This window comes from Temperatibacter marinus (genome assembly GCF_031598375.1).
Classification (GTDB): Bacteria; Pseudomonadota; Alphaproteobacteria; order Sphingomonadales; family Kordiimonadaceae; genus Temperatibacter; species Temperatibacter marinus.
Genome location: NZ_CP123872.1, coordinates 3,055,747 through 3,075,316 on the forward strand (window position 1 = coordinate 3,055,747; position 19,570 = coordinate 3,075,316).

19 protein-coding genes are annotated in these 19,570 nt (G+C 44.8%); 5 read left to right on the plus strand and 14 right to left on the minus strand.

Annotation, left to right across the window (positions count from 1 at the left end; translation table 11 throughout):
• Positions 1-18 precede the first annotated feature (18 nt).
• Positions 19-813, plus strand: coding sequence for an exodeoxyribonuclease III (locus tag QGN29_RS13870; protein WP_310798471.1), 795 nt, complete (start codon positions 19-21; stop codon positions 811-813).
• Positions 814-829: 16 nt separating this feature from the next.
• On the opposite strand, the gene QGN29_RS14510 is transcribed toward QGN29_RS13870, so the two are convergent.
• The 5 genes from QGN29_RS14510 to QGN29_RS13890 all read right to left on the minus strand — a co-directional run bounded on the left by QGN29_RS14510 (position 830) and on the right by QGN29_RS13890 (position 5,410).
• Positions 830-1,036 (minus strand): hypothetical protein, encoded by a 207-nt coding sequence (locus QGN29_RS14510; protein ID WP_375164611.1) that lies wholly within the window; start codon positions 1,034-1,036, stop codon positions 830-832.
• 144 nt (positions 1,037-1,180) lie between these two features.
• Positions 1,181-2,389 carry a serine hydrolase domain-containing protein gene (locus QGN29_RS13875; RefSeq protein WP_310798472.1) on the minus strand — a complete coding sequence of 403 codons (1,209 nt, stop codon included), beginning with the start codon at positions 2,387-2,389 and terminating at the stop codon, positions 1,181-1,183.
• A 149-nt stretch (positions 2,390-2,538) separates the two neighbouring features.
• Complete coding sequence (locus tag QGN29_RS13880; RefSeq protein ID WP_310798473.1) at positions 2,539-3,969, minus strand: NAD(P)(+) transhydrogenase (Re/Si-specific) subunit beta; 1,431 nt, start codon at positions 3,967-3,969, stop codon at positions 2,539-2,541.
• Positions 3,970-3,978: 9 nt separating this feature from the next.
• Positions 3,979-4,275 (minus strand): NAD(P) transhydrogenase subunit alpha part 2, encoded by a 297-nt coding sequence (locus QGN29_RS13885; RefSeq protein WP_310798474.1) that lies wholly within the window; start codon positions 4,273-4,275, stop codon positions 3,979-3,981.
• Between the two features lies 1 nt (position 4,276).
• On the minus strand, positions 4,277-5,410 hold the full coding sequence (locus QGN29_RS13890) for a Re/Si-specific NAD(P)(+) transhydrogenase subunit alpha (RefSeq protein ID WP_310798475.1): 1,134 nt from the start codon (positions 5,408-5,410) through the stop codon (positions 4,277-4,279).
• A 179-nt stretch (positions 5,411-5,589) separates the two neighbouring features.
• Here QGN29_RS13890 and murI point away from each other — a divergent pair, with 179 nt between their 5' ends.
• From murI to QGN29_RS13910, 4 genes are all read left to right on the plus strand, one after another.
• A complete protein-coding gene (murI, locus tag QGN29_RS13895) occupies positions 5,590-6,423 on the plus strand; it encodes a glutamate racemase (protein ID WP_310798476.1) in 834 nt (277 codons plus the stop codon).
• Positions 6,424-6,532: 109 nt separating this feature from the next.
• Positions 6,533-7,549, plus strand: a complete 1,017-nt coding sequence (locus QGN29_RS13900; RefSeq protein ID WP_310798477.1) for a fatty acid desaturase family protein — start codon at positions 6,533-6,535, stop codon at positions 7,547-7,549.
• Positions 7,550-7,609: 60 nt separating this feature from the next.
• Positions 7,610-8,926: a DUF418 domain-containing protein gene (locus QGN29_RS13905; protein WP_310798478.1), complete on the plus strand. Its 1,317-nt coding sequence runs from the start codon at positions 7,610-7,612 to the stop codon at positions 8,924-8,926.
• Between the two features lie 21 nt (positions 8,927-8,947).
• Complete coding sequence (locus QGN29_RS13910) at positions 8,948-10,213, plus strand: serine hydrolase domain-containing protein (protein WP_310798479.1); 1,266 nt, start codon at positions 8,948-8,950, stop codon at positions 10,211-10,213.
• A gap of 481 nt (positions 10,214-10,694) precedes the next feature.
• On the opposite strand, the gene QGN29_RS13915 is transcribed toward QGN29_RS13910, so the two are convergent.
• The 9 genes from QGN29_RS13915 to QGN29_RS13955 form a co-directional block, all read right to left on the minus strand.
• On the minus strand, positions 10,695-11,678 hold the full coding sequence (locus QGN29_RS13915) for a type II secretion system F family protein (protein ID WP_310798480.1): 984 nt from the start codon (positions 11,676-11,678) through the stop codon (positions 10,695-10,697).
• A 5-nt stretch (positions 11,679-11,683) separates the two neighbouring features.
• The gene (locus tag QGN29_RS13920; RefSeq protein ID WP_310798481.1) at positions 11,684-12,670 is read right to left on the minus strand and encodes a type II secretion system F family protein; all 987 of its coding nucleotides are present in this window, start codon (positions 12,668-12,670) and stop codon (positions 11,684-11,686) included.
• Between the two features lie 9 nt (positions 12,671-12,679).
• Positions 12,680-13,975 carry a TadA family conjugal transfer-associated ATPase gene (locus QGN29_RS13925; RefSeq protein WP_375164718.1) on the minus strand — a complete coding sequence of 432 codons (1,296 nt, stop codon included), beginning with the start codon at positions 13,973-13,975 and terminating at the stop codon, positions 12,680-12,682.
• Between the two features lie 424 nt (positions 13,976-14,399).
• Complete coding sequence (locus QGN29_RS13930) at positions 14,400-15,620, minus strand: CpaE/TadZ family protein (RefSeq protein ID WP_310798483.1); 1,221 nt, start codon at positions 15,618-15,620, stop codon at positions 14,400-14,402.
• An 11-nt stretch (positions 15,621-15,631) separates the two neighbouring features.
• Complete coding sequence (locus QGN29_RS13935) at positions 15,632-16,267, minus strand: CpaD family pilus assembly lipoprotein (protein WP_310798484.1); 636 nt, start codon at positions 16,265-16,267, stop codon at positions 15,632-15,634.
• Between the two features lie 11 nt (positions 16,268-16,278).
• Entirely contained in the window at positions 16,279-17,730 is a 1,452-nt protein-coding gene (locus QGN29_RS13940) for a type II and III secretion system protein family protein (RefSeq protein WP_310798485.1), read from the minus strand.
• Position 17,731: 1 nt separating this feature from the next.
• Complete coding sequence (gene cpaB, locus QGN29_RS13945) at positions 17,732-18,580, minus strand: Flp pilus assembly protein CpaB (protein WP_310798486.1); 849 nt, start codon at positions 18,578-18,580, stop codon at positions 17,732-17,734.
• 44 nt (positions 18,581-18,624) lie between these two features.
• A complete protein-coding gene (locus QGN29_RS13950) occupies positions 18,625-19,137 on the minus strand; it encodes a prepilin peptidase (RefSeq protein ID WP_310798487.1) in 513 nt (170 codons plus the stop codon).
• A gap of 87 nt (positions 19,138-19,224) precedes the next feature.
• Positions 19,225-19,410, minus strand: coding sequence for a Flp family type IVb pilin (locus QGN29_RS13955; RefSeq protein WP_310798488.1), 186 nt, complete (start codon positions 19,408-19,410; stop codon positions 19,225-19,227).
• Positions 19,411-19,570 lie beyond the last annotated feature (160 nt).

Below are 19,570 nucleotides of genomic sequence, written 5' to 3' on the forward strand. Positions count from 1 at the left end.
TCAACAATGGGGGCTCTTATGAAGATTGCGACATTTAATATCAATGGAATCAAAGCTCGCCTACCCCGCCTCTTAGAATGGTTGGAAGAATTTTCCCCAGATGTTGTCTGCCTTCAAGAAATCAAGAGTATTTGTGAGAATTTTCCGCGTTCGGAAATTGAAGCCTTAGGCTATATCGTGGAAACAAACGGTATGAAAGCCTTTAACGGGGTTGCTCTTCTATCAAAGTATCCTATGGAAAACATTCTTAAAGGCTTGCCCGGCATGACTTGGGGGCCTGAAAAAGACGGCGAGCCCACTATTGAACAAGCACGCTACCTTGAAGCCACAATACAGGGTGTCCGCATTTCAACGATATACTTACCAAACGGAAATCCTCAGCCCGGGCCAAAGTTCACCTACAAGCTGGAATGGATGGATAAATTGATCGACCATGCGCGTGGTTTATTAAGAACAGAGATGCCTGTTGTATTGGCAGGGGATTACAACATCATTCCACATGATATTGATTGCTATAATCCCGCTGGCTGGGTCGATGATGCCCTTACCCAACCTGAAAGCAGGGCTCGCTTTCGCTCACTACTCAATCTGGGATATATGGACGCCTTGCGCCAGATAAAAGCTGAAGGGCCGGCCTATACATATTGGGATTACCAACGAGGTGCATGGCCAAAGGATAATGGCATCAGAATTGACCATCTTCTTCTTTCCGCACAAGCAGCAGATCGATTAAAAGACTGTCAGGTTGATCGCATACCGCGGGGCAAAGAAAAGGCCTCAGACCATACACCAATTTGGATCGAATTATCATAGCTTCTTCTACAGCTCTTTAACTCGTATGACAGGCATTACTGCAAAAATAGCAACCATTTGACCTACTGTATGTCTTTTTCGCTTCTCTAACGGCTGGCGAACAGGAAGAATAATCACCTAAATAAATCCTATTTTCTGCCATAGGCATAAAATTGCAGCCTGTTTTGTGGACTTCGTGGTCCCCGTTTGCTTGACTGTTTTTGTTCACATAGTATCGAGCCATCTTCATATCCTTTTAGTTAATAAAAATTAACCATACTACTATGACGATATATTTTAAAGCTTAATGGGTGTATTTTAACCAAAATAACAAAAAGCCACACTTAAGGGTGTGACTTCGTTATTTAAGATTGCTTTACAAGGATAGCTAATCAGAAGATTCCTTATGAGACTCAGCGTCGATCAAATCAACAACCGACTGATGGAAGGCATCACGGCGAGCATTTTGACCTTTGGAACTGCCTCTGGCATCATCCCAGTTACTATTTGTGGCAATGACCAAATTACGCTTCGGATCTATATAGATACTTTGACCAAATATTCCCCGCGCACCAAAAGCACCATTCTCATAGATCCACCACTGATAGCCATAGCCATAGGATCTCCCATTGAGATCAAAATGTCTCTGTGTCGCAAGACTCATCCAATCCTCTGGTACAATAGACTGCCCCTCAACCTTGGCACCGTCCATAATAAACTGCCCTAGGCGTGCAAAATCCCTTGTCGAGGCCTGAATACAGCATCCGCTTATTTCCTCGCCTTCGCCGTCCAACAGCCATGTGGCGTCCGCTTCCATACCGTAAACAGCCCATATTTTTTCGGAGGCATAGTCAGATAGAATTTTACCTGTTGCTTCTGTCACAAGAATACCAATCATATTGGTTTCGCCCGAGGAATAATTCCACACGTCTCCAGCAGGGTGAGCGCGGGGTAATTTCCGCATATAGCTCACAATGGGGTTAAATCCATCGTCGGGCACGTGCAAGCCGTACTGAGCCACATCCGATTTTGGATCGCTGTAATCTTCATTCCAAGCGACCCCTGATGACATGGTTAGAAGCTGTTCTATAGTCACCCCGTCATAGGCAGAGCCCTTCAAACCTTCAATATAGTCTGCAACATTGGCATCAAGACTTTTGATATATCCATCCTTGATTGCGGCTCCAACTAGAGTTGACGTCAATGACTTTGCCACAGAAAAGCTTGTCCAGCGCCCGTCGCTTGAAAAATCTAGACCATATTTTTCAAGCCTCAGTTGACCGTCCTGCAGTACAACGAGGCCTGAGACTGAATTGGCCTTCATATAGGCCTCTACATCTAACCCACTAGGAAGAGGCTTCCCTGCATTCAATGCCATCGTCTTCGTACCAGCTTTGATCACTCTCGATTTAACAATAAAGTCAATACGGTCGATCATTCGAAACCCAATATCGCGCTGCTTCTCAGTCCAAAATAAAACGTCTTTATTCAATGGAGGATTAGCAACAAAGGCGCGCCAGTCGGGCCCTATCGCGACCCAGATCACCCCAAGAATGATAATTAAACCCAGTGAAAGCTTGCCAATTTTACCAGCCATAGAGCATTCCCTCCTCCTCGAAAGATCTTCATAGCAAAACGCTACAGAACGATTCTGTAGCGTTTTGCTTTTGTCTCATTATCAGAAGGATAAGCGGCAGTTCACCAAGGAACAAGCTTTTTCTCCTGCCGGTCATCATGAAATGCTCTTTAAAGAGTCTTCACGATATCCTCGACCATTTTCTTCGCATCTCCAAAGAGCATCATTGTGTTATCTCGGAAGAAAAGTTCGTTTTGAATGCCCGCATATCCCGCAGCCATTCCCCGCTTAATGAAAAGAACAGTAGATGCTTTTTCAACATCCAAAACCGGCATGCCGTATATGGGACTTGCGGTATCCGTTTTAGCGGCAGGATTGGTCACATCATTTGCACCAATGACAAAAGCAACATCTGCCTGCGCAAACTCACTATTGATATCCTCAAGCTCAGCCACTTCATCGTAAGGAACATTAGCTTCAGCTAAGAGAACATTCATATGACCAGGCATACGCCCTGCAACTGGGTGAATAGCATATTTCACTTCGACCCCTTCTGCCTTGAGCATATCACCCATTTCCTTTAAGACATGCTGGGCTTGTGCCACGGCCATACCATACCCCGGGACAATGATCACTTTTGATGCATTCTTCATAATAAAACTGGCATCATCAGCAGAACCTTGTTTGACAGGGCGAGTCTCAACTTCCCCTGAAGCTGCAGCGGCATCTTCGCCGCCGAACCCTCCTAGGATCACACTGATAAATCCACGATTCATAGCCTTACACATGATATAAGAGAGAATAGCGCCTGAAGACCCCACAAGGGCTCCGGTAACAATCAGAGCAGAGTTTGAAAGGGTAAAGCCAATCCCTGCCGCGGCCCAACCAGAATATGAATTCAGCATGGATACAACAACAGGCATATCTGCACCACCAATAGGAATGATCAGCAGGAAGCCGATTAAAAAAGACAACCCCGTGGCAATCCACAAGAAGTCATTGGGCGCGAGCATGACACCGAATAGATCAACTGAACTATTCATCATGTAAAGTACGACAGAAACGACGATCAAGACCGCAATAAGTAAATTAATCAAATGACGTGCCGGCAGCATAATAGGGGCGCCAGACATATTGCCATTCAATTTTAGAAAAGCTATCACGGACCCACTAAAGGTGATCGCACCAATGGCGATTCCCAAACTCATCTCAAGTTTACTAGCTGTATAAATCGCCCCTGAAGCATCCACAATACCAAAGGCTGTTGGATTGATTGCAGCAGCTGCAGCAACAAATACAGCTGCCAACCCCACAAGGGAGTGAAAAGCAGCGACTAATTGGGGCATATCCGTCATTGGAATGCGTCGCGCGATGACAAGACCAACTCCGCCCCCGACAACAAGGCCGCCGAGGATCCAGGGCCATTGAATATTTTCCAAATTCATCAAAGTCACAAGTACAGCAATCGTCATACCGATCATGCCGTATAAGTTACCCTTACGAGATGTCTCTGGCGATGAAAGGCCACGCAGGGACATAATAAACAAAACACCCGCAACAAGATATAAAAGGGCTGTTTGATCTGCATTAAAACTCATCATTCTTTCCTCCTATTTCTTATCTTTTTTCTTATACATAGCGAGCATGCGACTGGTGACAGCAAAGCCACCGAAAATATTGACACAAGCTAGCCCCACAGCAACGCCGCCAAGCGCCTGTGCGATCGGGCTGCCTTCAGCGCCTGCCGCAATAAGTGCCCCGACGATAATCACAGATGAAATTGCGTTCGTTACCGACATCAAAGGCGTATGAAGCGCTGGGGTCACAGACCAGACAACATAGTAGCCGACGAAAATCGCCATAACAAAAATGCTGAACTGTTGGATAAATGGGCTTACGACTTCCATCTTAGTTACCCTCCTCTCTTAAACGCTCGTGAACAATGGCACCATCTTTTGTTACACAGGTGCCGCTCACGAGCTCATCTTCAAAGTCAAAAGTTAAGGTCCCTTCTCCATCGGCGAAAGGAGACAAAAAGTTATATAAATTTTTTGCGTATAAGGAAGAGGCATCGGCCGCCAACCGAGACGGCAAATTCTTTAAGCCGACAACAGTAACACCGTAGAGGTCGACCACCTCACCATATTGAGCGCCTTCTACATTACCGCCTGTCTCAACTGCCATATCAACAATAACAGATCCAGGTTTCATCGATTGGAGCATCTTATCGCTCACGAGCTTTGGAGCAGGCCGCCCTGGAATAAGGGCCGTGGTAATCACAATGTCTTGTTTAGCAATATGATCCGCCACAAGAGCCGCTTGCTTAACCTTATAGTCCTCGCTCATTTCTTTTGCATAACCCGCAGCTGTTTCGCCGTCTTCTTCATCACTTTCAACCATGACAAAGGTACCGCCTAAACTTTCAACCTGTTCTTTGGTTGCTGCTCGGACATCTGTTGCACTCACAATAGCCCCGAGGCGTTTTGCGGTCGCAATCGCCTGCAAGCCAGCCACGCCTGCACCCATCACAAAAACACGAGCTGGGGCTACTGTCCCTGCTGCGGTCATCATCATTGGCATGGCGCGGCCAAAATAATGTGTCGCTTCCAGAACTGCTTTATACCCTGCCAGGTTTGATTGACTGGATAAGACGTCCATTGACTGCGCCCTAGAGATACGCGGCATAAATTCCATTGCAAAGCCCATTATACCGGCTTCGGCATAGGCCTTAATACCCTCAGGATCCCCAAAAGGATTTAAGATGGAAAGAGCTGCAGCACCCCTTTTAACATGACCTAAGTCTTCTTTAGGCAGCGACTGAACAGACAGAATAAGGTCACCGTTGCTGAGCAAACTTTCTCTAGTATCGCTGATGGAAGCGCCAGCCTCTTTAAAGACCTCATCTGAAAAAGTAGATCCCGCACCCGCACCGGCTTGGACGGCGACCGAAAATCCCATCCCTACATATTTTTTAATCATATCAGGTGAGATGGCGACACGACCTTCTCCGTCCTGAACCTCTGAAACAACAGAAATTTGCATTAGTTAATCCTCCTGCTTTTTGTGCATTGCATCAAGAATGATAGGATTTAATATTAAGTCAAGACTATTCCCTCGATTTTTGTAATATAATTTCTCGATTTCGATCACATTTTTGCTATAATTTACATTTTGTATATGCAATATGACATATCGTTAAAAATCATAGGATTCTTAAACAGATGATTGGTGTATTTGATAGTGGCTCAGGTGGATTGACAATTCTGAATGCGCTTCGAAAAAACTTCCCAAGTCAAGATTTTATCTATCTTGGTGATCACGCGCGCGCACCCTATGGACATAGGAGCAATGAACGCATTGTCAACTATACGGCTCAAGCGTGTGATTTTCTCATGGGTAAAGGCTGCGATCTTGTGATTTTGGCCTGCAACACTGCCGCAGCAATTGGGGGGCGCACGCTCCAGCAAAATTGGTTACCACTGAACTATCCTGATAATCGCGTTTTGGGTGTCTTAGTGCCAATGGTAGAGGCTGTCACAGGCGTTCCTTGGCATCATGAAACACCGCAAGAGGATGGCCCAAAAAAACACATTGGCCTTTTTGCCACAAAAAAAACCGTTGAAAGTGGTAGCTATCACCGCGAAGTGATGAAGCGGGCCCCAGACATCACCCTTACTCAACATGCCTGCCCAGGCCTTGTCGATGCTATTGAAGGCGGTGCGGGTCTCAAACCTTTAACAGGGTTAATAGGAGGCTATGTTGAAGAAATGCGCGAAATGGCTGGCTGTACGCCTGACGCCGTGGTTCTTGGCTGCACACATTTTCCTTTAGTTGAAGATTGTTTTCGACTTTTTCTTGGAGAAGATATTCCAATCTATAGCCAACCGACAATTGTGTCGGAAAGCTTAGCGAACTATTTAGAAAGACATTCAAAGTTTAGACAGCCTGGAAGTGGGAAAGTAGACTTATTCACCACAGGACTTGAAGGGAAAAGAGAAACGCTAGCAAAGTTTTTGCCAGACGACCTCACCACATTCAAAAGTATTAAGCTTTAATGCATTTTGATCATTGTCATTTTATCTATAAGTGAAATCGAGTATGTCCTCTTGCAAATCTTTCACGGAGCAAGTACATAAACCGCGAACAGCGCAAGGGCCTTAAAGCATGACAACTGTCGGAAAATTGAACAAGAGACTATACAGAGATCAAGTCAAAGACTTGTTTAAGCCAAATCTGAAATATTACTTCACTGATTTTTTTATCAGCTACTCTTTGATGCTTGTCGGGGCCATCATTTGGATGATTGAACCCTCTATACTACAATGGGGCGGTTATATCCTCGCTGTGTACTGCGCCTATCGCTGCTTCTTATTTATACACGAAAATGTGCATCTTCCCAGGAAGGAGTTTGCACCCTTTGTTAGTGTGTGGGATCTTTTGTTGGGCAGTCTCTTTTTAATGCCCACTTTTATGTACGAAAGTCATATGGACCATCATATTCCTAAAAAATATGGCACGATTAAAGATCCGGAATACCTCCCTCTGGGCGGTAAAAACTATGGACGCCTTTGTTGGTTTATGGCTGAGCATATGGTAATCACACCGCTTGTTATTTTCATGCGCTTTCTTATTGGTTTGCCTGTACGTTTTTTGGTACCGCCTCTTTCTCGGTTTTTAGATGAACGTCTTACAGCCCTCATTATCAACTTCACGTATAGCCGCGTTAAAAAAGCAGATGCGAAAGTTGTGATGCGTATGGAAGCGTCGGCCCTCTTCTTTGCTATACTATTCACCTATTTAATATCCCAAGACATCCTAGACATTGCCTATCTATTAAAAGGAATCGCTATCATTCTAGGAGCCCTTTTCATTAACGCGCTCAGAACCCTAGCTGCACACCGGTATGCAAATAAAGACCTGGGAGAATTGAATGAAGAAGAACAGCTGATCGACAGCTTAAACTATACAGGAAACCCTCTTATTGGTCTGTTTATGGCGCCGATTGGACTACGCTATCATGCTCTTCATCATTTATTTCCAACCATCCCTTATCATAATCTTGATATAGCCCATGAGCGAATTATGAACAGCATTGAAGACGATGATCCTTATCATAAGACGAATATCAACAGCTATACCCAAGCCATTCTTAGAATGCCAAAGGACGATCAAGGCGTTTAAAGCGTTATTGCTTCTGCGATTATTACCTGTTAGCGTCTCCTAACTTGGGAGGGTGAATACATGTCAGAGTCTGAAGCAATCGATAACAGTGTTATTCCAACGCAGAAAAAAGACCGCATCGCATCACTAGATGTCGCACGGGGTGTCGCAGTATTAGGCATTCTAGCCTGTAATATATGGGCCTTCGGATGGCCAATATACGCGTGGCGTGATATGGGCATGATGGGCCTTGAAAATTATCACCGTGAGAGTTTTATTGCGATGATGCAATTCCTTGATGGGACGCAGCGCGGTATCTTCTCCATGCTTTTTGGTGTTGGAACAGTTCTCTTTATGGAGCGTATGGCCAAACGAGGAATAGGTATTGAAGGGGCTGATATTTTTTTTCGCAGAACAGTCATTCTCTTTGTCTTCGGCTTAATGAATGCTTTTGTTTTCATGTGGTTTGGAGATATTCTTTTTCATTATGCTGCCGTCACTTTTATTATTTACGGACTTAGGAATGCGAAACTTAAAACACTCGTCAGTATCATCCTTTTTATCATGGTGTTCAATATGGGCATCAAATCCCTCTCTTATCTAGGAAGAACTGAAGCTAAGGCGGGCTGGGAAGAAGCGAGAGCCTTACAAAAAGAAGGCAAAGAACTGACATCTGAACAAACAAGCAAACTAAAGGAATGGTATCGTCGTACCGATACTGAACGCACGGCAAAAAGAGCGCAAGATCAAATTGATACGATCAGAAGCGGTTTTGGGGGCACTTGGACAACCCATGCGTCTTGGTCTGTAAAATTCGAAACAACATATTTTTATTACGGCTTTTTCTTCGATGTCCTCATCATGATGTTCCTGGGTATTATTCTCTATAGAATAGGTTTATTCAGCAGGAGCTTTTCTAAGAAAAAACTTGCGGCATTAGCGGTTATTCTTATCGGGCTTGGCTCTGCTTGGCGGTTCGTCAAGGTGTCAGCCATCTGGGGAACTGGTTTTGGTGAGTATGACGCCCTAGCTTCTGCTGGATTCGCCGTCTTTGAACAACCGACCCGGCTCATCCTCTCTGTAGGGTATCTTTCCGCAATTCTTTTTCTATGCCGTCTTGGTCGTGATGGCATCATAAAAAAGGCCTTTGCAGCAACAGGCCAAATGGCCCTCACAAATTATCTCAGTCAGTCGATTATTTGCGCCTTTCTCTTTTATGGCTTCGGATATGGACTTTATGGTCAACTCTACGGTTTGGATTTAATGACTGTTGTGGGAGTCATCTGGGCGATCCAACTCATCTGGTCCCCTCTCTGGCTCAAAAGATATAGATATGGTCCCTTTGAGTGGGTATGGCGCAGTCTTACTTATGGCCAAAAACAACCTATGAAACGTTAAGTGCAGGAGCAAAAAAACAATATGAAGTCTTTGTGTAAATTACTAGTCTTGACCCTCACATCTTTGTGGGTCTTTCCATCTGCACTTCAGGCGAATGATAAGCCTATAGAGAAAATTCATTCACCCACGCTGACAACAACTGATAAAAAACTAGACAGAATCACTGAACATTTTAATGCCTATATCAACCAAGGTAAAATGGCCGGTGCGATTTCACTTGTGACCCGCAAAGGGAAGATCATTCACTATGAAAAAATGGGCCAGCAGAATATGGCTCAAAACCGCCCCATGCAGGACGATACAATTTTCCGCATTTATTCAATGACGAAACCAATCATTGGCGCTGGCTTGATGATGCTGTGGGAAGATGGCAAGTTTAAACTGGATGATCCCGTCTCAAAATATATTCCCGAGTTTAAAAACCTAAAAGTCTATGCTGGCCAAAATGACGACGGCAGCATGAAGACTGTTGATATGGAACGAGAGATGACCGTCAGAGACCTTTTGACCCATACAGCGGGGCTTTCTTATGGCTGGTTCTCAGAAACCCCTGTGGATATGCTCTATCGCAGCTCCGAATTGCTTGCTCCCCATCTCTCCACAAAAGAATTCATCAGTAGACTGAGTAAAATACCGCTTCTTGTCCAGCCCGGATCTAGATGGATTTATTCAGTGTCTGTTGACGTACAAGGCTACCTGATAGAAGTCCTCTCCGGCATGCCGCTTGATCAATACCTTCGGGAAAAAATATTTAATCCTTTGGGCATGAAAGACACAGGATTTCATGTTCCAGAAGCCAACCTAGATCGTTTTGTTGAGGTCTATACCCTCGACAAAGACAAGGGTCTTATTCCCCTGCCTGCTGGCACGATACAGGATTTCACAAAGAAACCCGCTTTTCATTCTGGCGGTGGCGGGCTTGTCTCGACTACCTTTGATTACCTTGCTTTTGCTAAAATGATCCTCAACAAAGGATCACATAAAGGCAAAAAGCTTCTCAGTCCTGAAACTGTCGATCTAATGGGTCAAAACCACTTGCCAAAAGGGGTTTACGCAAACCCTGAGAAAACAATGGGCTTTGGGCTTGGTCTCGCCGTTCTAGAAGGCTTACCCGCTGATGGTTCAAAAGGCAGCAACGGTGAACTTAATTGGGGTGGCATGGCAAACACTGTCTTTTGGATCGATCCTCAAGAAGACTTAATCGCCATTTTCATGACAAATATGCTCCCCTTTGGCCTTCTTCCCTTCAGAGAAGAGTTCAAGGCAAGAATTTATCCTTTGAACTAGATTTTTTCTAGAGCGATCGATTGAAGACGCCTCCTCAAATGGGGGCGTTTTTTTTCGAAGGCGCTAAATTTATATAAGGTGGTCACATTATGACCACAGAGTGCTTATAGAAGTCATTTCTGTAAGAAGCTAGAGTCAGATGAAACACAGGATCAGTGCATTCGAGACAAAGTGTCTATAGTCCAGAATTTAGACAAAAAAGTGGCCGGGAAAAACCCGGCCCGAGTCACGACAGCGAGGATAGATCAATTGTGACAAGCACAATTGTCTAACGAACTGCGCAATGTTTGAATCGCGCGCGTTCAAGAACTAAGTAACCATTTATTGGACTTCGGGTCAACTTTTTCTGACACATTTTTATAGTTTTTCTTAAGTTTTTACCTAATACGCTGTAATTGCGTGACTATTATCCAATTTGAATATGTAAACTTACGTTTAAATTCCTCTCCCGCATAAGGCTTTGAGCCAATAACTGAGCAACTTAAGCCCTGTTGATAAAGTTATCCACCATCTGACAGGTCGCAGGGCCCATCAAAACAATGAACAAAACAGGTAGGATAAAAAGAATCAGGGGGACTGTAAGTGTTGCTGGCAATTTTGCAGCCTTTTCTTCAGCCAGCATCAATCGTTCGTTTCTAAATTCTGCCGACAAAACACGCAAAGATGTAGCAAGAGGTGTTCCGTATTTTTCAGATTGAACTAAAGTCGTCACAACCCCTCTCAGCGCTGGAACATCGACCCGCTCTGATAAATTGATGAGCGCTTGTCGGCGATCAGGTAAAAATCCAAGTTCAATAGCCGCAATTTGAAATTCTTCCGCAAGTTCAGGGGATGCCTTTGCAAGTTCTGTCGCCACGCGTTTCATAGCGGCGTCTAGCGTTAGACCTGCTTCAGCACAGACCACTAATAGATCAAGTGCATCTGGCAAGGCCATCCGTATAGCAGAAACGCGCTTTGACTTAACATTAGAGACGTAAATATCAGGGGCCTTAAGACCAAGAAAGACAAAGGCGACCGATAGGAGAGGATAGAATTTTGCCCACCCATCCATTACGCCAACACCGTAAAACAAGATCACGGCGATTAAGCCAAATAAAATGGGCATAACTAAACGAGAGAATTGGTAGATAACAAGACTATCTTTACTTCTAAACCCTGCTTGAGCAAGAGTTTGGGTGATTTTTTGAGTTTGCTCATTCTGCAGAAGTTTTAACTTTTCGGCGATCGATCTAAGCGAGGAAACACCATCCGTTCTTTTAATATTTGATTGTCTCTTTTTACTGGTGACCAAGCCTGATTTAAGCGCGTCTTTGCGCTCTTCTAAACCTTTTAGGCGGCCTCGCATAGGGTCCGAGACAAGGCCACTGGCGTAAATAGAGAACAGAACAACGGCTGCGGCCAAGCCTGCCACGTAAGAGAGCAATTCTGCAAGAGGGATTCCTAGGCTTGTTGATAGGGCTTCCATTTTCCTTACACCTCAAAATTAATCATTTGTTTCATCACAAATATGCCAAGCGCCATCCACAACAGGCCACCAATTCCTGCCATAATGGCCTTCGGATGCGTAAAGAGGATAATACCGTAGTCATAGTTTAATGTCATGATCAGGCCGAGCATTAAGAAAGGCAGCACTCCAACAATCCACGCACTGGCTTTTGCCTCACTAGACATGGCCCTGATTTTCAATTTCATACCTTGACGCGATCGTAATATTTTAGAGAGATTTTCAAGTGTCTCCCCCAAATTCCCGCCGGTTTCTCGCTGGACAGACAAGGAGATCACAAAGAATTTGAAATCATTAATTTCAAGGCGATCTGAAGCCTCCCAAAGAGCGTCCTCTAACGTTTTCCCCAGCTTCATTTCATCGGAAACTCTTGTAAATTCTGTCCCCGTGGGAGCTGTCACCTCTTTTGAGACGTTTATTATACACTCATTCACTGGCAAGCCAGATTTCAGGCCTCGGACCATTAGATCTAAGGCCTCAGGAAATTGCTTAATGAATTTCTCGCGGCGTTTATTTATGGCACGCCCCACCCACATATGAGGCAGACCAGCTCCTAAGGCGATGGCAGTGAGGATGGCTAAGCCAAATTTCGCCCCTGCAAGTAGACCCAGCATTAAAATAAGAAGTGAAAGCCCCCCAATCACCAGAGCATAGCGATTAATATCCGTTGCATACCCTGCTCTTGACAAACGTTTTTCTATGGCTTCTTTTCTCGGCAATAAAGACAGGAGTGCATTTTCAGCTGCGCCTGATCCCTTTAAGCTGCGGATTGCACGGGCATGGTCATTTTCTTTTTTAGACCCGCTGAAGCGGCCCTTCATTTTGGTTAGGCGATCTTTTGTAATTTTACGGGGCCCACCAAAGGTTTCCATCACAAGATATATGCCAAAGATAAGGATTAAAAGAGCAAGACCTCCAGCAATTAAAATCACATTAATATTCACGGCTTCCATATTCTACTCCTATAGTCCACTCATTGCTTCCATGAGCGCACGATCGAGGCCAAAATATTGGGCTCGCTGTAAGAAATGAGGCCGTACACCGCTAGATTTGAATTCGCCGATTAACTTTCCACTTTCATCTTCGCCGGTAAATTCATATTTAAAGAGATCTTGGGTCGTAATTACATCCCCTTCCATACCGACAACCTCTGTCACATGCGTTGTTCGTCTTCCGCCATCACGCATACGTTGAACTTGAACGATCATATCCACACTTGAGGAGATTTGCTCTCTAATGGCTTTACTCGGCAGATTTAAACCGGCCATATTCACCATATTCTCTAACCGCGTCAGGCCTTCACGGGGACGATTTGCGTGAATTGTTCCCATAGACCCATCATGACCTGTATTCATCGCCTGAAGCATATCAATCGCTTCCCCGCCACGAATTTCACCAAGGATAATTCTGTCAGGGCGCATTCTCAGAGCGTTTTTGACCAAATCTCGCATGGTCACTTCCCCTTTACCCTCTAGGTTTGGGGGCCGGGTTTCAAGGCGGACTACATGAGGCTGCTGCAGCTGGAGTTCAGCAGCATCTTCGATTGTAACCACGCGTTCAGATTTATCGATCATTCTCGATAAAGCGTTCAACATGGTCGTTTTTCCTGACCCGGTCCCCCCGGAAATCATAATATTGAGGCGGCATGCTCCTGCAATTTTAAGTAATTTGGCAAGATTTGGTGAAATGGAACCAAAATCTAACATGCGGTCTAATGTGATTTTATCTTCACTAAATTTACGAATGGAAATTGAGGCCCCATCAATAGCTAGTGGAGGTATGATGACATTCACACGGCTTCCATCTGCAAGACGGGCGTCACAAATAGGGCTTGTTTCATCAACACGCCGGCCAACGGCTGTTACAATCCGCTGGGCAATATTCATCAAATGCTGATTATCGCGAAATTTGACATCTGTGATAACCATTTTACCCTGCCGCTCTACGTAAACTTGTGTGGGACCATTCACCATTATGTCCGATACAGCATCATCTGCGAGCAAGGGTTCTAACGGACCAAGGCCGAGCATGTCATCCAGAAGGATCGTTACTAAATCACGTTGTTCCTTTAGGTTAAGATTAATCTTTTCTTGAACCAAGAGTTCGCCAACAACTTCACCTACTTGCTCAGCTAGCTCATGACGAGGCAATTCTGCGGCAGCTGCAGGATCGATATGTTCCATTAATAGGGGCTGAATATGCTCTTTGGCGGCTAACAGAGCTTGGAAACGTGCATCTTCTTCCGCCTCTTCTTCCATGTCAAAGGGGCCATGCCTACTTACAAGTTCTGCCATCAAGTCTGTAAAGAGTTGGTCTTTTTCTTCCTCATCAACAGGATTTAATTGGCCGGCCAGATACCCTTCCAATGCAAGAAGTAAGATTCCTTCCACGTCGCTGCGACTGGACACCCGAATGATATCTTTTCTGACCCACTCATCAAGCTGATCAAAACATTGCTCTAGGATGCTCACAGGCTCTGCAAGAGGTGTAGAAATGACGGTTAAATGTTCAGGGTGAGCTGTGCTAATAGTCTCATCAACAGGCGATAGCTCAATTGGATCGCCTACAGCCCGGCCAAAGCCTGAACTTGTGGTTCTCTTGAGAGTTTTTTTTCTGCCAAATCCACCGGTTTTCATCTATTTACAACTCTATTCTTTCTCTATTTCACACAGGTCACTTATTCTATTTACCCAGAAATTTTTGCAGCCAACCTTTATTCTGCTCGCTGTCCGCTTCTTCCTCATGAATCAAAGAAAATAATGTTTTAACCGCTTGTGCAAATTTTGACGAAGGTGCTGTTTCCACAAGAACTTTCCCCTTTTGAGTTGCCGCAATCATGGCTTTCCTATCTTCTGGGAGAAGGACATCTAAATTGGATTCTATTGAATTCTCAAAATCCCTTTGAGTCACTTCATTGACTGCCCCCACTCTATTCGCGACAATGTGAACATCTGCGGCTGGGGCAAAAGACTTTATCTGAGACAGTAACCGGATACAATCACGGGCACTTGCAAGGGACAAATCTGTAACAAGAACAATGTCAGTGGACGCCGTCAATAAGTCCGTGTGTGTGGCTAAAAAAGTCCGAGGTACATCAACGATGACACAACCGTAATTTTCACCAAGAGTATTCACCAATTTTTCTACAGCCTCACTGGTGGGATCTGGGATCATGCCAATCGGCGCTTCAGCTGCCATAATCGCTAAATTAGGATGAGCCTTCACCACAGCACGCTCAAGAAAAAGACCGTCTACTCGAGCAGGATTTTCTAAAGCATCAGGCAGACCTCTCCCAGGTTCAAGGTCAAAGGTCATGGCACCGATGCCAAAAAAAGGATCTAAATCTAAAAGCGATGTGTCAATTTTTTGAGAAGCCGACATCCATGCAAGATTAGCCGCTAATTGACTTGTCCCTAATCCCCCCCGAACTCCGACACACAAAATGTGACGCGAGTGCACTTCACGGACTTCAACATCAGCCTCTTCCACCTGATTCATCATTTCAAGGCTCTGAGAAATTGCCTCAGATATCATGTCTTTCGAGACTGGCTTTACCAAATATTCTTGGACACCAACTGTCAGCAGATCTCGGTAAAAGCTCACGTCATTTATAGCGCCAAGTGCGACCACAATGGTATCCGGTTCACAAACATCTGCTAAAGCCTGCATATCTTCAAGCGGGCTTGTTGTCTCACTTAAGTCTATGAAGAGTATATGGGGGCAAGGCATTGCGCCGAGAGCTCTTACCGATGAAGCGATACCACCCTTAAAGACAAGATCAGGCGATAAGGATTCTGCCTCTGCACATTCTTCAATGATAAGCTTGGTTTGATCATCGCAAACATAGGCAGCAAATGCCTCACGTTCGCCTGTTACATCAACAGTGGTTTTTGCCTTTGACATGTCCGCACTCCTTACAGATTCAATCCAGGTACCGAGCTAGACGAAGCGGAAGACTGGTTGCCTTCTCCTTTGACCGCATCAACAGCGCCCTTTGTATTAGATCTCTTGGATTTTTCGCCGCGCAGGAGGTCTTGTGGGTTCGCGACCATTAACCCCAGATTTCTTGCCGTTGCACAGCCAAGATTAGGTGTCGCTTGATTGTGAGTTCTTGATGTATGAGAGCTTTCAGCCCAATTTCCGCATTCTGGTACTTGCACGATGTGGCGCTCAATATACAATTTGATCCCGCCATATGCTGGCTGTTTTCCAAAAATGCCTGTTCCGGCAACTTTCACGCCTTTAGACTTAAGAAAATTCATCAGGTCTTGTTGCCGCTGAGCATCCACATCTTGTCCAATGTCTAGCAAAGCAACATCTGAGTATCGTACTTTTGTCTCTCTCAGGAATTTTACAAGTTCCTTTTTACTTTTTTCTGAAAGTGTAGATGTTTGATCTTCTTCTGCAAGCACATCATGAGACACTCGGACCATAGAGACTGTGCTCCGCTTAACCAAATCTCCTTCACGGGTATAGGGGGAAGTTTCCTGACATGCAGTTGTTCCATAGACTGCGGCAACTATAGCGATCAATTTAATGCTCTTTATCATGTCTATCTCCTTTACTTAAGCTGAAAACCAGCGCGTTTTCTTAGGGTTGCGCTCTCTTGTGTATCCCGACGTTTTGCTTTCTTACTCGGCTTTGTTTTCCAGCGCTTCCCATTCAAGAAGTGGTCTATATCACTGGGAGCAAGATACCCGTCTGTTGGCAGCGCAAGCTTGCGATCACTTACAGGGCGCACCACATACGGCGTCACAACAATTAATAATTCTGTTTCATTCCTCTCAAATTTCTTAGATTTGAATAGAGCACCCAATATTGGAATATTTCCGAGGCCTGGAAGATTTGAGGCACTTTGGACTGTTTCATTCTCAAGCAGACCCGCTATTGCAAAGGACTGTCCGCTTCCCAGTTCAACGGTGGTTTTTGCACGGCGAGTGGTGATTGATGGAATGGAGATTCCATTCACTCTGATCGCCCCTGCGTTTGATAAGTCACTCACTTCTGGTTCAACTTCAAGGTTAATGCGACCACTATTCATTACAATTGGTTTAAACTTAAGAGAAACACCAAATCTGCGATATTCAATACCTATGCCGTCTTCGTTAGGAATAGGCACTGGGAATTCACCCCCTGCTAAGAAATCTGCAGATGCCCCTGTCACAGCTGTCAGGTTTGGTTCTGCAAGGACTGTGAGAAAGCCTTCGTCATCAAGAGCATCGATCACTGTGTTCAAATCTAAGTTACCCGTTGTCAGACTGCCCACATAGTTTGATGCCCCTTCAGCAGAGCGCAGAAAATTCCTAAGGGGCAACCCTGTTATGGGATCAGCAAGAGTGGCAAAAGCATCACTGCCTGTGGCAACCCCTATCAGTCCATTAGCACCAGAAATAAATGACTGCCACCGAACACCCAACTGTTTGAGTGTTGACCGAGATACTTCAGCAATTCTAACCCGTAAATTAACCTGTGTTGGTTGTTGAATATTGAGCTTATTCAACACACTTGTCACCCCAGCCATGCCTTTAACGATAGTTTCAATAGACGCGGCTTCCTCTGGACTATCTACTTCTCCTTGAAGCAAAATCATCCCACCAACGGTTGTTATTTCCACATCTGCATGAGGTACCAGCGAGGCGATAGCATGGCGTACCTTGCCTAAATTACGATTAACTTGGACTTCTGCGCTATAAATGGTTTGGTCATCTTTATCCAAAGCGAAGAAACTGGTTTCGCCGTCAGCCTTCCCGAGAAGATAGATGATACGAGCTGATTTAACCTGCACATCTGCAACTTCAGGATTTGCGACAAATACTGAGTCTGCTGGACGGCTGAGGCGAATGAGTTGACCTTTTCCCATTTCAATAGAAATGGTTTTTCCTGTTGTCTGTACAACATTGGCACCAGAAGGGCTGACTGTCGTGTCACCGATATCCTTGTCGGCAGCATTCAGAGAGACTGATGCAGTTCCAAGCATCATTGAAAGGAGAACATTTCGATAAACACACCGCATCTTACTTACCTCCATTCAGGTCTTTGACATCAGTTTTACTGCCACGTGTAACAGAGACAGCGTTGGTTTTTTTCTTTTCATCCGGTTTTTGCAAAACGCGGGAGACGTCATGTCCCCAAGAACCAGACAAAGTTTCTCCTACTGGGGTTAAGGAAGGGGTACCTGACACGTCTTCTAGGGATCTAAGCGAGAGAGAGAGTGTACCAAGACGCGCTGCAAGCGTTAGCTTTTCTGCCATTTTTGGCGATACTTCTAGGGTTGCTGTTTTTGCAGCCTTCACCTTTGTTCCAGCCCCAAGTCCCCGTTCATCAATGCCGAGTAAGCGCACATTTTGCATGACGGTTTCACTAATTGAAAACCTTTTTCTCTCTTCATTCTCAATCACGTGTGTTAGAATAACGTCTACTCTATCGCCAGCAAAAGCAAACCCTGCAACGCCTGTTTGAGCATTGACCATCACAGACATAGCCCTCATTCCAGGAGTAAGAATAGCAGCAGTTGTGCTACGATCGGTGCTATCAATCAAACTCGCTTTAGAAACTGGTGCACCTTTTACAATGGCGTGTCGAACAACCTTGCCGACTACTGTCTTAGACTTAAAACCCTGCTCGGTTATATGATCAGGGCGAACAGCTTTGTCAGGCCAACTCACCCAAATAAAATCTTTTAATTTAGTGACAGCGCCGATATTAAGAGTTTGCTTTGCTACAAGAATTCGAGGAAGTTGAACCTCAGCGACCTTTTGTTGAGCTTTTTGCTCTACGCCTTTAAAGAAGCTTTGACTCATATAAATAACAAAGATGATAGTCATCAATGCTAATATCAATAGTAAGACAGCGCGCTTATTCATCATCGCCTCCTTGGGTTAGAACATGAAGATAAAAAGTGAGGCCATTAGGCATAGCTACCTCCCGTCACGATATTCAAAATGAGACGAATAATGATCATGATCCCTCCAACAGCGATAGCGACTGCATAAGGGACTTTATTCATCATTAGATTGGTGGATTGCTGGCCAACAAGACGGGTAAAGGTCATCATCATTAAAGCCAATAAGCCGCCAGCGATCGCTGTAAAGATTAGAAATAAGGGAACAAGGTGGCCTCCTGCAAGCATGGCGACAGAAGGAATAAGTTTCGCATCTCCGCCCCCCATTAAACCCAATCCAAAGCCAGCAAAACAAATAATTAATAAAATCAAGCCCGTGGTTACATGGCTGAACAAATCAGAAGCACTTAATAAATTTGATAGATAAGAAATGACTAAAATTATAACTGACAGCCCTAAAAAAAAGACATTGAACTGATTACTAATCACACGGCTTTTGACATCTTGATGCGCTGCAAATAAGAGTGCAGTCGCTGCGATGGTCAGTAACATAATGACAAGGACAATTTCAAAAGGCATAGGACTATTCTCACAATAAAGGCCGCCGATAAAAAGCTCACCGGCAGCCTTTTCAGTTAATCATTTCGCAGTTATTAATCCTGCGGCTTACGAACCATCCGTCGGTGTAGCTTCTAGGGTTGTTTCAACACCACCAAAGAAAGTACTGAGTGCATCACCCATATTTGTCAGGGCAGTAATAAGAGCAATGGCGATTAGAGCGGCAATTAGGCCATATTCAATTGCAGTTGCGCCTTCTTCACTTTTACGAAATTTTCTTAGTAACTTAATCATTTGTCTTCTCCAGCTTGGTTTGAGCTTTCACTCTGTTTAAAGCCACGTTGGCCTCAGATACGAACCGTTGGGTTCAGGTTATATACTCGAACCTTATCGGTTCACTCATGAGCCCTTTGCAGCTTTATAAAAGCATTGCTGCGGCGTGCTCGATGACTGA

Coding starts and splice junctions, on each gene's coding strand:
- QGN29_RS13940 (WP_310798485.1), bottom strand. CDS start 17,730: ATGCGGTGTGTTTATCGAAATGTTCTCCTTTCAATGATGCTTGGAACT.
- QGN29_RS13880 (WP_310798473.1), bottom strand. CDS start 3,969: ATGATGAGTTTTAATGCAGATCAAACAGCCCTTTTATATCTTGTTGCG.
- QGN29_RS13900 (WP_310798477.1), top strand. CDS start 6,533: ATGACAACTGTCGGAAAATTGAACAAGAGACTATACAGAGATCAAGTC.
- QGN29_RS13885 (WP_310798474.1), bottom strand. CDS start 4,275: ATGGAAGTCGTAAGCCCATTTATCCAACAGTTCAGCATTTTTGTTATG.
- QGN29_RS13955 (WP_310798488.1), bottom strand. CDS start 19,410: ATGATTAAGTTACTAAGAAAATTTCGTAAAAGTGAAGAAGGCGCAACT.
- QGN29_RS13870 (WP_310798471.1), top strand. CDS start 19: ATGAAGATTGCGACATTTAATATCAATGGAATCAAAGCTCGCCTACCC.
- QGN29_RS13950 (WP_310798487.1), bottom strand. CDS start 19,137: ATGCCTTTTGAAATTGTCCTTGTCATTATGTTACTGACCATCGCAGCG.
- QGN29_RS13875 (WP_310798472.1), bottom strand. CDS start 2,389: ATGGCTGGTAAAATTGGCAAGCTTTCACTGGGTTTAATTATCATTCTT.
- QGN29_RS13905 (WP_310798478.1), top strand. CDS start 7,610: ATGTCAGAGTCTGAAGCAATCGATAACAGTGTTATTCCAACGCAGAAA.
- QGN29_RS13925 (WP_375164718.1), bottom strand. CDS start 13,975: ATGGAAGAAGAGGCGGAAGAAGATGCACGTTTCCAAGCTCTGTTAGCC.
- QGN29_RS14510 (WP_375164611.1), bottom strand. CDS start 1,036: ATGGCTCGATACTATGTGAACAAAAACAGTCAAGCAAACGGGGACCAC.
- QGN29_RS13910 (WP_310798479.1), top strand. CDS start 8,948: ATGAAGTCTTTGTGTAAATTACTAGTCTTGACCCTCACATCTTTGTGG.
- QGN29_RS13930 (WP_310798483.1), bottom strand. CDS start 15,620: ATGTCAAAGGCAAAAACCACTGTTGATGTAACAGGCGAACGTGAGGCA.
- QGN29_RS13915 (WP_310798480.1), bottom strand. CDS start 11,678: ATGGAAGCCCTATCAACAAGCCTAGGAATCCCTCTTGCAGAATTGCTC.
- QGN29_RS13920 (WP_310798481.1), bottom strand. CDS start 12,670: ATGGAAGCCGTGAATATTAATGTGATTTTAATTGCTGGAGGTCTTGCT.
- QGN29_RS13935 (WP_310798484.1), bottom strand. CDS start 16,267: ATGATAAAGAGCATTAAATTGATCGCTATAGTTGCCGCAGTCTATGGA.
- cpaB (WP_310798486.1), bottom strand. CDS start 18,580: ATGAATAAGCGCGCTGTCTTACTATTGATATTAGCATTGATGACTATC.
- QGN29_RS13890 (WP_310798475.1), bottom strand. CDS start 5,410: ATGCAAATTTCTGTTGTTTCAGAGGTTCAGGACGGAGAAGGTCGTGTC.
- murI (WP_310798476.1), top strand. CDS start 5,590: ATGATTGGTGTATTTGATAGTGGCTCAGGTGGATTGACAATTCTGAAT.